The sequence below is a fragment of the Enterobacter sp. N5-15 genome (genome assembly GCF_057221635.1).
This window is the reverse complement of sequence record NZ_CM170150.1, coordinates 3,590,445-3,607,105: the sequence shown is the minus strand read 5'-3', so window position 1 is coordinate 3,607,105 and position 16,661 is coordinate 3,590,445. Positions and strand designations below refer to the sequence as shown.

The window sequence follows — 16,661 nt, the reverse complement described above, 5'->3', positions numbered from 1 at the left end:
GACGACGAGCATATGGATGGATGGCAGCGCGCCTTTGTCCTGCACAGTCGTCCCTGGAGCGAAACCAGCCTCATGCTGGACGTCTTCACGGAAGAGTCGGGCCGCGTGCGCCTTGTTGCGAAAGGCGCACGTTCCAAACGTTCTAATCTGAAAGGTGCCCTACAGCCTTTCACGCCGCTGCTGGTACGCTTTGGTGGGCGAGGGGAAGTGAAAACCCTGCGCAGCGCCGAAGCCGTCTCCCTGGCGCTTCCTCTTTCTGGCATCACGCTCTACAGCGGTCTGTATGTCAACGAACTCATCTCACGGGTTCTTGAACATGAGACTCGCTTCTCTGAACTTTTCTTCGATTATCTGCACTGTATCCAGGCGCTTGCTGGCGCAACCGGCACGCCCGAACCCGCCTTGCGTCGTTTCGAACTGGCGCTTCTGGGCCACCTCGGGTACGGCGTAGATTTTCTGCACTGTGCGGGCAGCGGGGACGAGGTAGAAGACACCATGACCTACCGCTACCGTGAAGAAAAGGGCTTCATTGCCAGTATCGTGATAGACAACAGCACCTTTACCGGGCGCCAGCTCCGGGCGCTGTATGAGCGCGAGTTTCCCGATCTGGACACCCTGCGCGCAGCAAAACGCTTTACCCGGATTGCCCTCAAGCCGTATCTTGGCGGCAAGCCCTTAAAGAGCCGCGAATTATTCAGGCAGTTTGTGCCGAAACGTTAGACCACAGAATCGAAAAGAAAACCGAGGATTGTCATGGCTGAATTACTGTTAGGCGTCAACATCGATCATATCGCCACGCTGCGTAATGCGCGCGGCACGGCGTATCCCGATCCGGTTCAGGCAGCGTTTATCGCTGAACAGGCTGGCGCTGACGGCATTACCGTTCACCTGCGTGAAGACCGTCGCCACATTACTGACCGCGACGTGCGCATTCTGCGTCAGACGCTGGACACCCGTATGAATCTGGAGATGGCGGTTACCGAAGAGATGCTGGCCATTGCCTGCGAGACTCAGCCGCATTTCTGCTGCCTGGTGCCGGAAAAACGCCAGGAAGTGACCACCGAAGGCGGTCTGGATGTGGCCGGGCAGCTCGACAAAATGCGCGATGCCTGCAAACGTCTGGCGGATGCCGGTATCCTGGTTTCTCTGTTTATCGACGCCGATTTCGCCCAGATTAAAGCGGCGGCCGACGTGGGCGCACCGTATATTGAAATTCACACCGGCTGTTATGCCGATGCCAAAAATGACGCCGAACAGGCCAAAGAGCTGGAGCGTATCGCCAAAGCGGCCACGTATGCCTCAAGCCTGGGCCTGAAGGTTAACGCCGGTCACGGCCTGACCTACCACAATGTGAAGGCCATTGCCGCCCTGCCGGAAATGCACGAGCTGAACATCGGCCACGCCATCATTGGCCGTGCGGTGATGAGCGGTCTGAAAGAGGCGGTTTTAGAAATGAAACGCCTGATGCAGGAAGCGCGTCAGTAATGGCCATTCTGGGCTTAGGCACCGATATCGTTGAAATAGCCCGCATTGAAGCGGTGATCGCCCGTAGCGGCGATCGCCTCGCAAGACGCGTGCTGAGCGATAACGAGTGGGCCATCTGGGAAGCGCATCAGCAGCCGGTGCGCTTTCTGGCAAAGCGCTTTGCGGTAAAAGAGGCGGCGGCCAAAGCCTTCGGGACCGGCATTCGTAACGGCCTGGCGTTTAACCAGTTCGAAGTATTTAACGATGAGCTGGGCAAACCGAGCCTGCGTCTGTGGGGGGAAGCGCAAAAGCTGGCGGAAAAGCTGGGGGTGAATTACATGCACGTGACGATCGCGGATGAACGCCACTATGCCAGCGCGACGGTGATCATCGAAAGTTAAAGCTTGTCCGCGTGGTGCATCAGGACAAACTTATCCCATAGCTGCTCTTCGCTCTCGAGGTGGGCCGGATCCTTCAGGATGGTATTCGGGATCGGGCACACTTTCTGACAGGTCGGCGTTTCATAGTGGCCGATGCATTCCGTGCAGCGGTCGCTGTTAATCTCATAAATGCTGTCGCCCATCGAAATCGCCTGGTTTGGGCATTCGGGCTCGCACATATCGCAATTAATGCATTTTTTGGTAATTAACAGCGCCATCAGGAAATTCTCAGAAACAACACAAATTGGGCGGGCATTATACGCGTCAAACCAGTTTCTTTACCAGTTCTTCGCTGTGACGAATGCGCTCGGGCGCGCGCTCGAGATCCTGCTGCACCAGCGCCATAAACAGCAGGTCCGTCAGCATCATCTGCGCGCTGGTGGACGAGATAGCCGCGCTGCGCGTGGCCTGCTCTTCGGCAATGGTATATAAACAGCGCGTGGCCCGCTGCTGCAGGGCATTCGGAGTAAAACCGGTGATCGCCAGAATTTTACCGCCGACGCGCAGGGCTTCATCGGTGGCCATATTGATTTCACGGCGCTCGCCTGAGTAGGAGATAGCCAGCAGCAGATCGTCAGGATCCATCGCCTGTACGGTCGCCAGCAGGGCGTGCATATCCTGCTCGACGATGGCGTTAAGCCCAATTTTCGTCAGCTTCCAGCCAAAGTTCCGCGCCACAAGTCCGGACGCGCCGATGCCGGTCAGTATGATGCGCCGCGCGCCGCGCAGCATCGCCACGCTCTCCAGCAGCTTCTCTTCCGTATTCACGTCGAGCGTCGCATGCATGGCCGCCACGTTCTCTTTGATCAGCTTTTCGCCGACCAGCCGCATCGGGTCATCGCCGCGGATCTGATTATGCACCGGCATGGACTGCGGGTTGGGGTTGCTCACCAGCGCTTCGCTGATCGCCAGCTTGAGGGCGGGGAACCCCTTAAAGCCAATCTTCTGCGCAAATTTCACCACGCTGGACTGGCTCACGCCGGCTTCACTCGCCAGCTGCTGCGAGCTGAGATGGCGCGCGTGGTCAGGTTGAGAAAGCAGAAAATCCGCCAGCTTCTTGTCGCTTTGGGCAAAGCCTGCGTAGCGCTGGCGAATGCGAATTAAACAGTTCATACGGTCTCCTGGCGAAAATATGATTATCTGCGCAAATACGAATTTTGCTCGCCTGAATGAATTTTATATTCCATTATAGTGTGATTATTATGAATTAAAAATTCTTGAGGTACAAAAATGAATCTTGGCTCACTTGTTTCTGAAACGCGTAACCCGCAAACCATGGATCTGGATGCGCTCTCCACCCTGGAGCTGGTTAACCGCTTTAATCAACAGGATACGCTGGTCGCGCAGGCAGTGAAAGAGACATTACCCGAGGTGGCGAAAGCTGTCGATGCGGCGGCGGAAGCCCTCAAGGCCGGCGGCCGTATTATCTACATGGGGGCGGGCACCAGCGGGCGTCTTGGGGTGCTGGATGCGTCAGAATGTCCGCCAACCTTTGGGGTTCCGCATGGTCTGGTCGTTGGGTTGATTGCCGGTGGACCCGGCGCGCTGCTGAAAGCCGTTGAAGGGGCGGAAGATAACAAACAGCTGGGTGAGGATGACCTGAAGGGTCTGAATCTGACCGCGAAGGATCTGGTGGTCGGGCTGGCGGCATCCGGGCGCACGCCGTACGTCATTGGCGGCCTGGAATACGCCAACCAGACCGGCTGCACGACGGTGGCCATCTCCTGTAATCCGGGCTCCCCGATTGCGCAGGTGGCCGCTATCGCTATCTCTCCGGTTGTCGGGCCGGAAGCGCTCACCGGCTCCACGCGCCTGAAATCCGGGACCGCGCAAAAGCTGGTGCTCAATATGATCTCTACCGGCGCGATGGTGAAGTTCGGCAAGGTGTATCAGAACCTGATGGTGGATATGCAGGCCACCAACGTCAAGCTGGTGGACAGAGCCTGCCGCATGGTGATGGAGGCGACAGGCGCGGGCCGTGAAGAGGCAGAAGCGGTACTCAAGCAGACCGATCACGATGTTAAACCGGCCATTCTGATGATCTTAAGCGGGCTGGATGCGGCGACCGCGAGAGCCAAACTCGCTGTGCATAACGGCTTCTTACGGGCGGCATTAGAAAACTAACAGAGGCGTCTATGGACAAAACAGCAGCGCTCGCCAGCGATATCCTGCAGGGGATTGGTGGGGAAAAAAATATTCAGCGTCTCGAAAACTGCATGACGCGCGTGCGCGTCGAGGTGCATAACGACGACCAGCTTGACGTGCCGCGCCTGAAGCAACTCTCCGGCGTCAGCGGCTACGTGAAGCAGGGGCAGCAGCACCAGCTGATCGTCGGGCCGGGGAAAGCGGCGCAGGTTGTCGATGCCATGCGCGCGCTGATGGGCGGTAGCGCGAGCGCGTCGATGGACGATGCGGAGCGCACCAAAGCACAGGCAAAGGCCAAATACAAAGCCCCCATGAGCGATGCGCTGCGTCAGCTGGCAAACGTCTTCATTCCGCTGATCCCGGCGTTTATTGCCTCAGGCCTGATCACCGGGATCATCAACATCCTCAAGCGACCGGATATTGTGGGGGATTTCGCCACGCAGTATCCGAACCTGCTGGGGATTCTCGGGATCTTCGGCAGCGCTGTTTTCGCCATCATGAACATTCTGGTCGGGGTGAATACCGCGAAGGTGTTTGGCGGATCGCTGGCGATGGGTGGGGTAATGGCGGGTATTTTGTCCAGCCCTCAGCTGGCGCAGATAACGCTGTTTGGCGAGGCGCTCCAGCCCGGGCGCGGTGGGGTGATCGCCGTGCTGCTGGTGGTCATCCTGATGTGCTGGATCGAGAAAAGGCTTCGCGCGATCCTGCCTGGCTCGATCGAGCTGATCCTCAACCCGCTGCTGACCACGTTAATTACCGGTAGCGTAGCGATTGTGGCCCTCCAGCCGTTAGGCGGGTGGATCTCTGAAGCCATCGCTCACGGTGCATCTCTGGCTATTGACCGCGGCGGCCTGCTGGTGGGCGCTGTGCTTTCCGGTACCTTCCTGCCGCTGGTGCTGACCGGTCTGCACCAGGGGCTGGTGCCGATCCACGTCGAGCTGGTGCAGTCGCACGGCTATAACGCGCTGCTGCCTATCCTGTCGATGGCGGGCGTGGGGCAGGTGGGCGCGGCGATTGCCGTACTGATGAAAACCCGCAACGCGCGTCTGAAAAAAATGATTAAAGGCGCACTCCCGGTCGGACTGCTCGGCATCGGCGAGCCGCTGATTTTCGGCGTTACGCTGCCGCTGGGTAAACCGTTCCTCGCCGCCTGTCTGGGCGGTGCGGTAGGCGGGGCGCTCATTAGCTACTGGAAAGTCGCTACCGTTATCACCTTTGGGCTTTCCGGTTTACCGCTGGCATTAACCATCGTGACCGGAAAAGTGATGCTCTATCTGTTAGGCTATTTAGTAGCGGTGATCGCCGGGTTCCTGTTTACCTGGCTGTTAGGTTTCAACGACCCAGAGGAGTAAGGTTTGGCAAATCACGGGCGTCGCGTTGTCTTTTTCGACCTGGATGGAACGCTGCATCAGCAGGATATGTTTGGTACGTTTATGCGTTACCTGCTGCGGCGTCAGCCTTTGAATGCGCTGCTCGTGCTGCCGCTCCTACCGGTTATCGGGATCGCGCTGCTGGTGAAAGGCCGGGCGGCGCGATGGCCGATGAGCCTGCTGCTGTGGGGATGTACCTTTGGGCACAGCGAAGCGCGGCTCAAACAGCTCGAAAAGGATTTTGCGCACTGGTTTCGCGGCCACGTCGCCGCCTTTCCGGTGGTGCAGGCGCGCCTCACCAGCTACCTCGACGCGAACGATGCCGACATCTGGCTGATTACCGGCTCCCCGCAGACGCTGGTGGAGCAGGTCTATTTTGATACCCCCTGGCTTCCGCGCGTGAATCTTATCGCCACGCAAATTGCCCGCGGCTACGGCGGCTGGGTGCTGACCCTGCGATGCCTGGGGCATGAAAAAGTGGTCCAGCTGGAGAAACGCATCGGTACGCCGCTGCGCCTGTACAGCGGCTACAGCGACAGCAAGCAGGACAACCCGCTGCTCTATTTTTGCCAGCACCGCTGGCGCGTCACGCCTGCGGGCGAACTTCAGCAACTCGAATAGTCTTCTCTAAAACGGACGTGTATAATGCCGCCCGCTTTTCGACTGGAGTATCAACCGTTGTCCAACCCTGAATACAATCATGAATACTGGATGCGCCATGCGCTGACGCTGGCTCAACGCGCCTGGGAAGAGGGCGAAGTGCCCGTGGGCGCGGTTCTGGTTCATAACAATCAGGTGATTGGCGAAGGGTGGAACCGTCCTATTGGACGCCACGATCCTACAGCCCACGCGGAAATCATGGCGCTTCGCCAGGGCGGTCTGGTGCTGCAAAACTATCGCCTGCTTGATACCACGCTGTATGTGACGCTGGAGCCGTGCGTGATGTGCTCCGGCGCGATGGTGCACAGCCGGATCGGGACTCTGGTTTTCGGCGCGCGGGATGAAAAAACTGGTGCGGCCGGTTCGCTGATGGACGTGCTGGGTCACCCGGGCATGAACCACCAGGTGAAGACTATCGGTGGGGTGCTTGCACCAGAGTGTTCGGGGTTATTAAGCGATTTCTTTCGAATGCGCCGTCAGCAGAAAAAGCAGCAAAAGGCAGAATTGAAGCTGTCGGACGATTAAGCTCGTCCGGCGCCACGACCGGGTAACTTTGAGCCAGCTGTTTGGCCTCCGTCGCCTCTTTCTCTTTCTCCAGCAGATACCCAACCAGGCTAATCTGATATTTACGGATATTTTCCACGTAGGCGTAGGCTTCATGCCCGCGCGCGTAGCCGTATGTTAGCTTGTTATACCATGGCTTCTGGCTCAGCAGCGGCAGGCGCTGCTTAACGTCTGACCAGCTGTCCGGGTTACCTTTCGTTTTGGCCGTCAACGCGCGTGCATCAAGCATATGCGCGTAGCCCATATTGTAGGCCGCCAGCGCAAACCAGATCCGCTCTTCTTCCGGCACCGTTTCCGGTACTTTGGCCATCATATCCTGCAGATAGCGCGCACCGCCGCTGATGCTCTGTTCGGCATCGGTACGGTCATTGACGCCCAGGCTCAGCGCGGTATTTTTGGTTAACATCATCAAACCGCGTACGCCCGTGGGCGACGTGGCCTGGGTGTCCCAGTGAGATTCCTGATACGAAATAGCCGCCAGCAGCTTCCAGTCAATCTCCTGGGCGTATTTTTCGAACAGCGGCTGCAGGTCCGGCAGGACGCTGTCTACCGCGCGCAGGAAGCTGCGGGTGTCAACGTAGTCAAAGTCATCACCGTGCCCGAGGTACTTCTCCTCGAGACGCGCCAGGGTACCGTCTTCATTGATGGTGTTGAAGAAATCGAGCATCGCGGCAGAGAAGGTCTGATCGTCATCAAGCTGGCTAAACCAGGTCACGGGCTGCTCGTCGGTGACGTCCAGCGCCACGGCGATTTCAGGATGCACCCGCTGGAACAGGCTGATCGCAACCGAATCGGCGATGGTGTAGGGCACTTTCTGGTCTTTTACCTGCTCCAGCAGCTCGGTCGTACCGAGTTTCGGATCCACCGTCCAGCTCAGGTCGGGATATTTCTTCTCCTTGAGTTCACGCAGATCGTCAATCACCACGTGTCCGGGCGCAATCGTCAGCTGCCGATCGTTAATCGAGGCCAGCGAGCGCGGGCGAAGACTCCCGACGCGGTAAACCAGCTGCTGCGAAACGGAATAGTAGGTCGGGCCTGGCTGGTAGTTCTTGCTGCGCTCGCTGTTATACACCAGCCCGGCGGCAAGCATATCGGCATCGTCGTTATCGAGGTCGTCAAACAGCTGGTTGATATTCTGGCGGACGGTGATTTTAAGCTTCACGCCAAGATAATCGGCGAACTGTTGTGCCAGCTCGTAATCCAGGCCAATGATTTTGCCGTTGATGTCGCTGTAAATCAGTGGAGAGTTGAGGGTACTGACGCGCAATTCCCCCCGCTCCTGAATGGCGGCGATACGGTTTTCGGCTTTGCCGAACCAGGGGATGGAAGGCCAGAGGGCCACTGCCAGCAGCAACGTTACAATGCCGATGAGCAGATAATTAATCTTTAATTTTTTCAATTAGTTAATTCTCTGCGACGCCGGTTGCCTCAGTCTGCTGTAGCCATGTTAATCATAAGGTTTGCCATTGAATGAGCGGCATTTTGCGTAAACTTGCGCCACTTGGCAACCAATTAGAGAGACAGGTCACATCTATTGTTAAATCTCCGTGCAAATTTTATTTCGACGCAAACGGTTTCGTCGGCGCTCAGGATTCTCTATAATGACGCCCGTTTTCCCCCCTTGCGCACACTGTAAGCGCCCCGGCGCTTCGAAGACGAGAGACTTATGATGGAAATTCTGCGTGGTTCGCCTGCACTGTCTGCCTTCCGTATCACTAAACTGCTGGCACGTTTTCAGGCGGCCGACCTTCCGGTAAGCAATATTTACGCTGAGTATGTCCATTTTGCTGACCTGAATGCCCCCCTGAATGCAGAGGAGCGCGTACAGCTGGAACGCCTGCTCAAGTATGGTCCAAGCCTGAGCAGCCATACGCCAACCGGCAAACTGATCCTTGCGACGCCTCGTCCGGGCACCATCTCCCCCTGGTCTTCCAAAGCCACCGACATCGCCCACAACTGTGGCCTGAACCAGATTAACCGTCTGGAACGCGGCGTGGCGTACTACGTGGAAGCCTCTACCCTGAGCGACGCGCAGTGGCAGGCGGTTGCGGCTGAACTGCACGATCGCATGATGGAGAGCGTATTTGCCTCTCTCGATGACGCGCAGAAGCTTTTCTCTCACCATCAGCCTGCGCCGGTACAGAGCGTAGACCTGCTGGGGCAGGGCCGCCAGGCGCTGATTGACGCCAACCTGCGTCTCGGCCTGGCGCTGGCAGAAGACGAAATCGACTACCTGCAGGATGCGTTTGTTAAGCTCAACCGTAACCCGAACGACATCGAACTCTACATGTTCGCGCAGGCTAACTCTGAGCACTGCCGCCACAAGATTTTCAACGCCGACTGGATTATTGATGGCGAACAACAGCCGAAGTCGCTGTTCAAAATGATCAAAAACACCATGGAGCAAACTCCTGACCACGTGCTGTCTGCCTATAAGGACAACGCCGCGGTAATGGAAGGTTCCGAGGTGGGCCGCTTCTTCGCCGATCGCGAAGCAGGGCGCTATGACTTCCATCAGGAGCCTGCGCATATCCTGATGAAAGTGGAAACCCACAACCACCCGACGGCGATCTCCCCGTGGCCGGGTGCGGCGACCGGCTCCGGCGGTGAAATCCGTGACGAAGGTGCGACCGGTCGTGGCGCTAAACCTAAAGCGGGTCTGGTCGGTTTCTCCGTTTCCAACCTGCGTATCCCGGGCTTTGAACAGCCGTGGGAAGAAGATTTCGGCAAGCCAGAGCGCATTGTGACTGCCCTGGATATCATGACCGAAGGCCCGCTGGGCGGCGCGGCGTTTAACAACGAGTTTGGCCGTCCGGCGCTGAACGGTTACTTCCGTACCTATGAAGAGAAGGTGGACAGCCACAACGGCGAAGAGCTGCGCGGCTACCACAAGCCGATCATGCTGGCGGGCGGGATCGGCAACATCCGTGCCGATCACGTGCAGAAAGGCGAGATCGTCGTTGGCGCGAAGCTGATCGTGCTCGGCGGCCCGGCGATGAACATCGGTCTGGGCGGCGGAGCGGCCTCTTCTATGGCCTCCGGCCAGTCTGACGCGGATCTCGACTTCGCCTCCGTGCAGCGTGACAACCCTGAGATGGAGCGTCGCTGCCAGGAAGTGATCGACCGCTGCTGGCAGCTGGGCGATGCCAACCCGATCCTCTTCATCCACGACGTGGGCGCGGGCGGTTTGTCCAACGCCATGCCGGAGCTGGTGAGCGACGGCGGCCGCGGTGGTCGTTTCAACCTGCGCGATATCCTGAGCGATGAGCCGGGCATGAGCCCGCTGGAAATCTGGTGTAACGAATCCCAGGAGCGCTACGTGCTGGCGGTTGCTGCGGATCAGCTGCCGCTGTTTGACGAGCTGTGCCGCCGCGAGCGTGCGCCGTATGCCGTCATCGGTGAAGCGACCGAAGAGCAGCATCTGAGCCTGAGTGACACCCACTTTGACAACCAGCCGATCGATCTGCCGCTCGACGTTCTGCTCGGTAAAACGCCGAAGATGACCCGCGACGTAACGACCCGCAAAGCGGCGGGCAAAGCGCTGGATCGCCAGGGCATTACCGTTACCGACGCGGTTAACCGCGTGCTGCACCTGCCTGCCGTGGCGGAGAAAACCTTCCTCGTGACCATCGGCGACCGCACCGTGACCGGTATGGTATCGCGCGACCAGATGGTCGGCCCGTGGCAGATCCCGGTTGCTAACTGCGCCGTGACCACCGCGAGCCTCGACAGCTACTACGGCGAAGCGATGGCTCTCGGCGAACGCACCCCGGTGGCGCTGCTGGACTTCGCGGCCTCTGCCCGTCTGGCCGTCGGTGAAGCGCTGACCAACATCGCCGCGACGCAGATTGGCGATATCAAACGCATTAAGCTCTCCGCAAACTGGATGGCCGCAGCCGGTCACCCTGGCGAAGATGCTGGCCTGTATGAAGCCGTGAAAGCGGTGGGCGAGGAGCTGTGTCCTGCCCTCGGCCTGACCATTCCGGTGGGCAAAGACTCCATGTCGATGAAAACCCGCTGGCAGGAAGGCAGCGAGCAGCGCGAGATGACCTCTCCGCTGTCGCTGGTGATCACCGCGTTTGCCCGCGTGGAAGACGTGCGCCACACCGTTACGCCGCAGCTTGCGACCGAAGACAACGCCCTGCTGCTGATTGACCTGGGTAAAGGCCACAACGCGCTGGGTGCCACCGCGCTGGCGCAGGTTTACCGCCAGCTCGGCGACAAGCCAGCCGACGTTCGCGACGTTGCCCAGCTTAAAGGCTTCTACGATGCCATCCAGGCGCTGGTGGCGCAGCGTAAGCTGCTGGCCTACCACGACCGTTCCGACGGCGGCCTGCTGGTGACCCTGGCAGAGATGGCCTTCACCGGCCACTGCGGCGTGGAAGCGAACATTGCCACGCTTGGCGAAGACCGTCTGGCGGCGCTGTTCAACGAAGAGCTGGGTGCCGTGATTCAGGTACGTGCGGCGGATCGCGACGCGGTTGAAGCCATTCTGGCGAAGCACGGTCTGGCAGACTGCGTGCACTATCTGGGTAAAGCCGTTCAGGGCGACCGCTTCGTCATTGAAGCAGACGGTCACGCCGTGTTCAGCGAAAGCCGCACCACGCTGCGCATGTGGTGGGCGGAAACCACCTGGCAGATGCAGCGCCTGCGTGATAACCCGGAATGCGCCGACCAGGAACACAACGCCAAGGCTAACGACAACGATCCAGGCCTGAACGTGAAGCTCTCCTTCGACATCAACGAAGACATTGCCGCGCCGTACATTGCGACCGGCGCGCGTCCGAAAGTGGCGGTGCTGCGCGAGCAGGGCGTTAACTCCCACGTTGAGATGGCGGCTGCCTTCCACCGCGCGGGCTTTGACGCTATCGACGTCCACATGAGCGACCTGCTGGCCGGGCGTACCGGTCTGGAAGATTTCCAGGCGCTGGTGGCGTGCGGCGGCTTCTCCTACGGCGACGTGCTGGGCGCGGGCGAAGGCTGGGCGAAGTCCATCCTGTTCAACAGCCGCGTGCGCGACGAGTTCGAAACCTTCTTCCACCGTCCGCAGACCCTGGCGCTGGGCGTGTGTAACGGCTGTCAGATGATGTCTAACCTGCGCGAGCTGATCCCGGGCAGCGAAGCCTGGCCGCGCTTTGTGCGCAACCAGTCTGACCGCTTCGAAGCGCGCTTCAGCCTGGTGGAAGTGACCCAAAGCCCGTCTCTGCTGCTGCAGGGGATGGTCGGTTCACAGATGCCAATCGCCGTTTCCCACGGTGAAGGTCAGGTAGAAGTGCGTGATGCTGCGCATCTGGCTCAGCTGGAGAGCAAAGGCCTGGTGGCGCTGCGCTTTGTCGATAACTTCGGCAAGGTGACAGAAACCTACCCGGCTAACCCGAACGGCTCCGCCAACGGTATTACGGCAGTGACCAGCGAAAGCGGTCGTGCGACCATCATGATGCCGCACCCGGAACGCGTGTTCCGTACCGTGAGCAACTCCTGGCACCCGGAAAGCTGGGGCGAGGACAGCCCGTGGATGCGTATCTTCCGCAACGCGCGTAAGCAGCTGGGTTAAGTTTTAGCACCCTAACCCTTGTAGGCCCGGTAAGCGTAAGCGCACCGGGCTTTTTTATGCGTGTCGCAAAACTGCGACAAAGAGGGTATGCGACTGTCTCTAAATGGAGACACTTAACTCATTGATTTATATATGGCAGTAAAGGTTCCCGTTAAGGTGTTGCTTAATAGCGACACTTAGCCTGGAAATCATTCAACCGATAATTAACCGGTTAAACGAGTAAAAATCATATATTTCAATGTGTTAATATTTTGTTTTGCATTCTGGCACGGGTGTTGCATAATATTAACCAGTGGCTCATTCACCTTCTTATGTCAGCCCCTTCGGGACGCGCTACATAAACTTCGAATGACGCACAAAAAGGTGCCTGCCGTCCAACTACTGATCATAGCGATGCTTTATCAGGCCAGGGCGAAACGTCGAGTTAGGCACCGCCTCATTCCATGACAAAGCCGGGTTTTTACCCGGCTTTGTTGTATCTGAAGGGCAGACTCAGTTACGCTCTGCGTAAACCCCCATTAAGAGAGTAATGCGTTGAAACGCTGGCCCGTTTTCCCCCGTTCCCTGCGGCAGCTCGTCATGATGGCCTTCCTGCTGATCCTGCTGCCGCTGCTGATCCTTGCCTGGCAGGCGTGGCAAAGTCTGAACGCGCTGAGCGCGCAGGCGGCTTTGACCAACCGCACGACGCTCATCGACGCCAGGCGCAGTGAAGCGATGACCAACGCCGCGCTGGAGATGGAGCGTAGCTATCGTCAGTATTGCGTGCTTGACGATCGGACGCTGGAAAAGGTTTATCAGAGTCAGCGTAAACGCTACAGCGAAATGCTGGACGCTCACGCGGGGGTTTTGCCTGACGACAAGCTCTATCAGGCGTTACGTCAGGATTTGAACGATCTTGCGCAGCTGCAGTGCAGCAACAGCGGCCCGGATGCCGCCGCCGCCGCGCGTCTTGAAGCTTTTGCCAGCGCCAACACCGAGATGGTGCAGTCAACGCGCACGGTGATTTTCTCTCGCGGCCAGCAGCTCCAGCAGGAGATTGCCGAGCGCGGCCAGTTCTTCGGCTGGCAGGCGCTGGTGCTTTTCCTGGTGAGTCTTGGGCTGGTACTGCTCTTTACCCGCATGATCATCGGCCCGGTGAAGGGCATTCAGCGTATGATCAACCGCCTGGGAGAGGGAAAATCGCTCGGGGATACGGTCGCTTTTAAAGGCCCTCGCGAGCTGCGATCCGTCGGCCAGCGCATTATCTGGCTGTCCGAGCGCCTGGCGTGGCTCGAATCTCAGCGCCATCAGTTTCTGCGCCATATCTCTCATGAGCTTAAAACGCCGCTGGCCAGCATGCGTGAAGGAACGGAGCTGCTGGCGGACGAAGTGGCCGGGCCCCTTACGCCAGAACAGAAAGAAATTGTCGAGATCCTGGATAACAGCAGCCGTAATCTGCAAAAGCTAATTGAGCAACTGCTGGACTACAACCGCAAGCTGGCAGACGGGGCGGTCGTACTGGAAAACGTTGCGATTGAGCCGCTGGTGGATATGGTGATCTCCGCCCATAGCTTGCCAGCAAGAGCTAAAATGATGCATACCGGCGTCGAGCTGAATGCGCCTGCGTGCCTGGCTGAGCCCATGCTGCTGATGAGCGTTCTGGATAATCTTTACTCCAATGCGGTGCACTATGGTACTGAATCCGGTAACATTTATATCCGAAGTAATACGAATGGTTCACGGGTGTTTATTGACGTCGCAAACACCGGCACCCCGATCCCCGATGACGAAAAAATCATGATCTTCGAACCCTTTTTCCAGGGGAGTCATCAGCGGAAAGGCGCGGTTAAAGGAAGCGGGCTGGGCTTGAGCATCGCCCGGGACTGCATACGACGCATGCAGGGTGAGCTAAACATTGCCGCGGACGAACGTTCAGATGTTTGCTTCCGTATCGAACTGCCCCTGAGCCGGAAAAATCAATAAAATGAATCTATGTCTGGTGAGTATGTCACACGTCTTTTTCCGCGCCGTACGCGCGGTGTTTTCCTGCAACACGCTTCGCCTGAGCCTGCCCTGTTTATTTCTGGCTGGGTGTGTTTCCCATACGCCACAAAGTGCCATTAGCGATAAACAAGAAGATAAATGGCCCGATAACCAACTGGCAGATTTCCTCTCAACCCGCTGTGAAGACATCTGGAACCTGTCAGGACATGACGTTGAAAGCAACCCGCTGTTCTGGCTGCGTGGAATAGACTGCGCCCAGCGTCTTGCGCCGGTAGACGCCCGTTCGAAGGCGGCGATGCTGGATGACGACACCTGGCAGGACGCGTTCAAGCGTGGGATTTTACTCGCAGATGCGAAAATCACCCCCGTTGAACGCCGCGTCAATGTGACCCGACTGGACACGTTTGTGGTCAATCTTCCGGTACAGGTACGCCCGGTATACCAGCTCTGGCGCGATGGGCAGACATTACAGCTTCAGCTGTCTGAAGAGCGCTCCCGCTACAGCAAGCTGCAACAGTCAACCGACAGCGAGCTTGATACGCTGCGTCAACAGCAGCAACATTTACGTACGCAACTGGATACCACGACGCGTAAGCTGGAGAATCTGACCGATATCGAAAGGCAGCTTTCGTCGCGTAAATATCAGCCGGGGAGTTCATCCGCGGCACCGGATAGCGATACGCCGAAACAAGAGGATGTGAAGCATGACGAGCCGTAAACCTGCCCATCTGTTACTGGTGGATGACGATCCCGGGCTGCTAAAGCTGCTGGGCATGCGTCTGGTGAGTGAAGGCTACAGCGTCGTGACCGCTGAAAGCGGGCTGGAGGGGCTGAAGATCCTCGGCCGCGAGAAAATCGATCTGGTGATAAGCGACCTGCGGATGGACGAAATGGATGGCCTGCAGCTGTTTGCGGAGATCCAGAAGCAGCAGCCGGGTATGCCCGTGATTATCCTGACGGCGCACGGGTCGATCCCGGATGCGGTTGCCGCGACGCAGCAGGGGGTATTCAGCTTCCTGACCAAGCCGGTGGACAAAGACGCGCTCTATAAGGCCATCGACAGCGCGCTGGAACATGCCGCCCCGTCGGGGGATGAAGCATGGCGAGAGTCCATCGTCACCCGCAGCCCCATTATGCTGCGTCTGCTTGAACAGGCCCGGATGGTGGCGCAGTCCGACGTCAGCGTGCTCATCAACGGCCAGAGCGGAACCGGGAAAGAGATCCTGGCGCAGGCAATCCATAACGCCAGCCCGCGCAGTAAAAACGCCTTTATCGCCATTAACTGCGGCGCGCTTCCGGAACAGCTGCTTGAATCTGAACTGTTTGGTCACGCCCGCGGCGCATTCACCGGCGCGGTGAGCAGCCGGGAAGGGCTGTTCCAGGCAGCAGAAGGTGGCACGCTGTTCCTGGACGAGATTGGCGACATGCCCGCGCCGCTGCAGGTCAAACTGCTGCGCGTGCTGCAGGAGCGAAAAGTTCGCCCGCTGGGCAGCAACCGCGACATTGATATTAATGTGCGAATTATTTCCGCCACCCACCGCGATCTGCCAAAAGTGATGGCCCGCAACGAGTTTCGCGAAGATCTCTACTACCGCCTGAACGTGGTGAACCTGAAGATCCCGGCGCTGGCGGAACGGGCGGAAGACATTCCGCTGCTGGCGAACCACCTTTTGCGCCAGGCGGCCGATCGCCATAAACCGTTCGTCCGCGCGTTTTCCACCGACGCGATGAAGCGGCTGATGGCCGCAGGCTGGCCGGGCAACGTGCGTCAGCTGGTGAACGTGATTGAGCAGTGCGTGGCGCTGACCTCGTCACCGGTGATCAGCGATGCGCTGGTGGAGCAGGCGCTGGAGGGGGAAAACACGGCCCTGCCGACGTTTGCCGAAGCGCGGAATCAGTTTGAGCTCAACTATCTGCGCAAGCTATTGCAGATCACCAAAGGCAACGTGACCCACGCGGCGCGCATGGCCGGACGCAATCGCACCGAGTTCTACAAGCTGCTGTCGCGCCACGAGCTGGAAGCAAACGATTTTAAAGAGTAATGCCGTATGGTACTGTGAGCAATCGATTACGAGGCAGCTTACAGGCAAGAGTTTAAGGACCCACCATGAAAAAGATTGATGCGATTATTAAACCTTTCAAACTGGATGATGTGCGTGAAGCGCTGGCGGAAGTCGGCATCACCGGGATGACCGTGACGGAAGTGAAAGGTTTTGGTCGTCAGAAGGGCCACACCGAGCTTTACCGTGGCGCAGAGTACATGGTCGACTTTCTGCCGAAAGTAAAAATTGAAATCGTGGTCAGCGACGATATCGTCGATACCTGCGTGGATACCATAATCCGCACCGCGCAGACGGGCAAAATCGGCGACGGTAAAATCTTCGTCTTTGACGTGGCGCGCGTGATCCGTATCCGTACCGGCGAAGAAGACGACGCCGCGATTTAACAATGCCAACGGTTTTGTAGGCCGGGTAAGGCGCA

General features: G+C 58.2%; 15 protein-coding genes. 12 read left to right on the top strand and 3 right to left on the bottom strand.

What is annotated here, in order from left to right; translation table 11 throughout:
• Window positions 1-12 precede the first annotated feature (12 nt).
• From recO to acpS, 3 genes are read left to right on the top strand one after another with little or no spacing between them, the layout of a single operon-like run.
• Window positions 13-720 carry a DNA repair protein RecO gene (recO, locus tag AC2TE5_RS16995; RefSeq protein WP_159514707.1) on the top strand — a complete coding sequence of 236 codons (708 nt, stop codon included), beginning with the start codon at window positions 13-15 and terminating at the stop codon, window positions 718-720.
• 33 nt (window positions 721-753) lie between these two features.
• Window positions 754-1,485 (top strand): pyridoxine 5'-phosphate synthase, encoded by a 732-nt coding sequence (gene pdxJ / locus AC2TE5_RS16990; RefSeq protein ID WP_213328034.1) that lies wholly within the window; start codon window positions 754-756, stop codon window positions 1,483-1,485.
• Entirely contained in the window at window positions 1,485-1,865 is a 381-nt protein-coding gene (gene acpS, locus AC2TE5_RS16985) for a holo-ACP synthase (protein ID WP_213328035.1), read from the top strand. Before pdxJ ends, acpS begins: the two co-directional genes overlap by 1 nt.
• Here the strand turns inward: acpS and AC2TE5_RS16980 are convergent.
• Both AC2TE5_RS16980 and AC2TE5_RS16975 read right to left on the bottom strand, forming a co-directional pair.
• Window positions 1,862-2,122: a YfhL family 4Fe-4S dicluster ferredoxin gene (locus tag AC2TE5_RS16980; RefSeq protein ID WP_213328036.1), complete on the bottom strand. Its 261-nt coding sequence runs from the start codon at window positions 2,120-2,122 to the stop codon at window positions 1,862-1,864. The genes acpS and AC2TE5_RS16980 overlap by 4 nt on opposite strands.
• Window positions 2,123-2,168: 46 nt before the next feature.
• Entirely contained in the window at window positions 2,169-3,017 is an 849-nt protein-coding gene (locus AC2TE5_RS16975) for a MurR/RpiR family transcriptional regulator (protein ID WP_023308844.1), read from the bottom strand.
• Between the two features lie 117 nt (window positions 3,018-3,134).
• Here AC2TE5_RS16975 and murQ point away from each other — a divergent pair, with 117 nt between their 5' ends.
• From murQ to tadA, 4 genes are read left to right on the top strand one after another with little or no spacing between them, the layout of a single operon-like run.
• Window positions 3,135-4,028 (top strand): N-acetylmuramic acid 6-phosphate etherase, encoded by an 894-nt coding sequence (gene murQ / locus AC2TE5_RS16970; protein WP_484612073.1) that lies wholly within the window; start codon window positions 3,135-3,137, stop codon window positions 4,026-4,028.
• 11 nt (window positions 4,029-4,039) lie between these two features.
• Complete coding sequence (locus AC2TE5_RS16965; protein WP_213328038.1) at window positions 4,040-5,401, top strand: PTS transporter subunit EIIC; 1,362 nt, start codon at window positions 4,040-4,042, stop codon at window positions 5,399-5,401.
• Window positions 5,402-5,404: 3 nt separating this feature from the next.
• On the top strand, window positions 5,405-6,040 hold the full coding sequence (gene yfhb / locus AC2TE5_RS16960) for a phosphatidylglycerophosphatase C (protein ID WP_484612072.1): 636 nt from the start codon (window positions 5,405-5,407) through the stop codon (window positions 6,038-6,040).
• 24 nt (window positions 6,041-6,064) lie between these two features.
• The gene (gene tadA / locus AC2TE5_RS16955; RefSeq protein ID WP_032659480.1) at window positions 6,065-6,604 is read left to right on the top strand and encodes a tRNA adenosine(34) deaminase TadA; all 540 of its coding nucleotides are present in this window, start codon (window positions 6,065-6,067) and stop codon (window positions 6,602-6,604) included.
• Here tadA and mltF read toward each other — a convergent pair.
• Window positions 6,492-8,042, bottom strand: coding sequence for a membrane-bound lytic murein transglycosylase MltF (mltF, locus tag AC2TE5_RS16950; protein WP_484612071.1), 1,551 nt, complete (start codon window positions 8,040-8,042; stop codon window positions 6,492-6,494). The genes tadA and mltF overlap by 113 nt on opposite strands.
• 267 nt (window positions 8,043-8,309) lie before the next feature.
• Here mltF and purL point away from each other — a divergent pair, with 267 nt between their 5' ends.
• From purL to glnB, 5 genes are all read left to right on the top strand, one after another.
• Window positions 8,310-12,197 (top strand): phosphoribosylformylglycinamidine synthase, encoded by a 3,888-nt coding sequence (gene purL / locus AC2TE5_RS16945; RefSeq protein ID WP_484612070.1) that lies wholly within the window; start codon window positions 8,310-8,312, stop codon window positions 12,195-12,197.
• A gap of 534 nt (window positions 12,198-12,731) precedes the next feature.
• Window positions 12,732-14,159 carry a two component system sensor histidine kinase QseE/GlrK gene (gene qseE, locus AC2TE5_RS16940; RefSeq protein ID WP_213328043.1) on the top strand — a complete coding sequence of 476 codons (1,428 nt, stop codon included), beginning with the start codon at window positions 12,732-12,734 and terminating at the stop codon, window positions 14,157-14,159.
• Window position 14,160: 1 nt separating this feature from the next.
• Entirely contained in the window at window positions 14,161-14,898 is a 738-nt protein-coding gene (qseG, locus tag AC2TE5_RS16935) for a two-component system QseEF-associated lipoprotein QseG (RefSeq protein WP_193939301.1), read from the top strand.
• Window positions 14,885-16,222: a two-component system response regulator GlrR gene (gene glrR, locus AC2TE5_RS16930; protein ID WP_484612069.1), complete on the top strand. Its 1,338-nt coding sequence runs from the start codon at window positions 14,885-14,887 to the stop codon at window positions 16,220-16,222. Before qseG ends, glrR begins: the two co-directional genes overlap by 14 nt.
• 65 nt (window positions 16,223-16,287) lie before the next feature.
• Window positions 16,288-16,626, top strand: coding sequence for a nitrogen regulatory protein P-II (gene glnB / locus AC2TE5_RS16925; protein ID WP_003860685.1), 339 nt, complete (start codon window positions 16,288-16,290; stop codon window positions 16,624-16,626).
• Window positions 16,627-16,661: the final 35 nt, after the last annotated feature.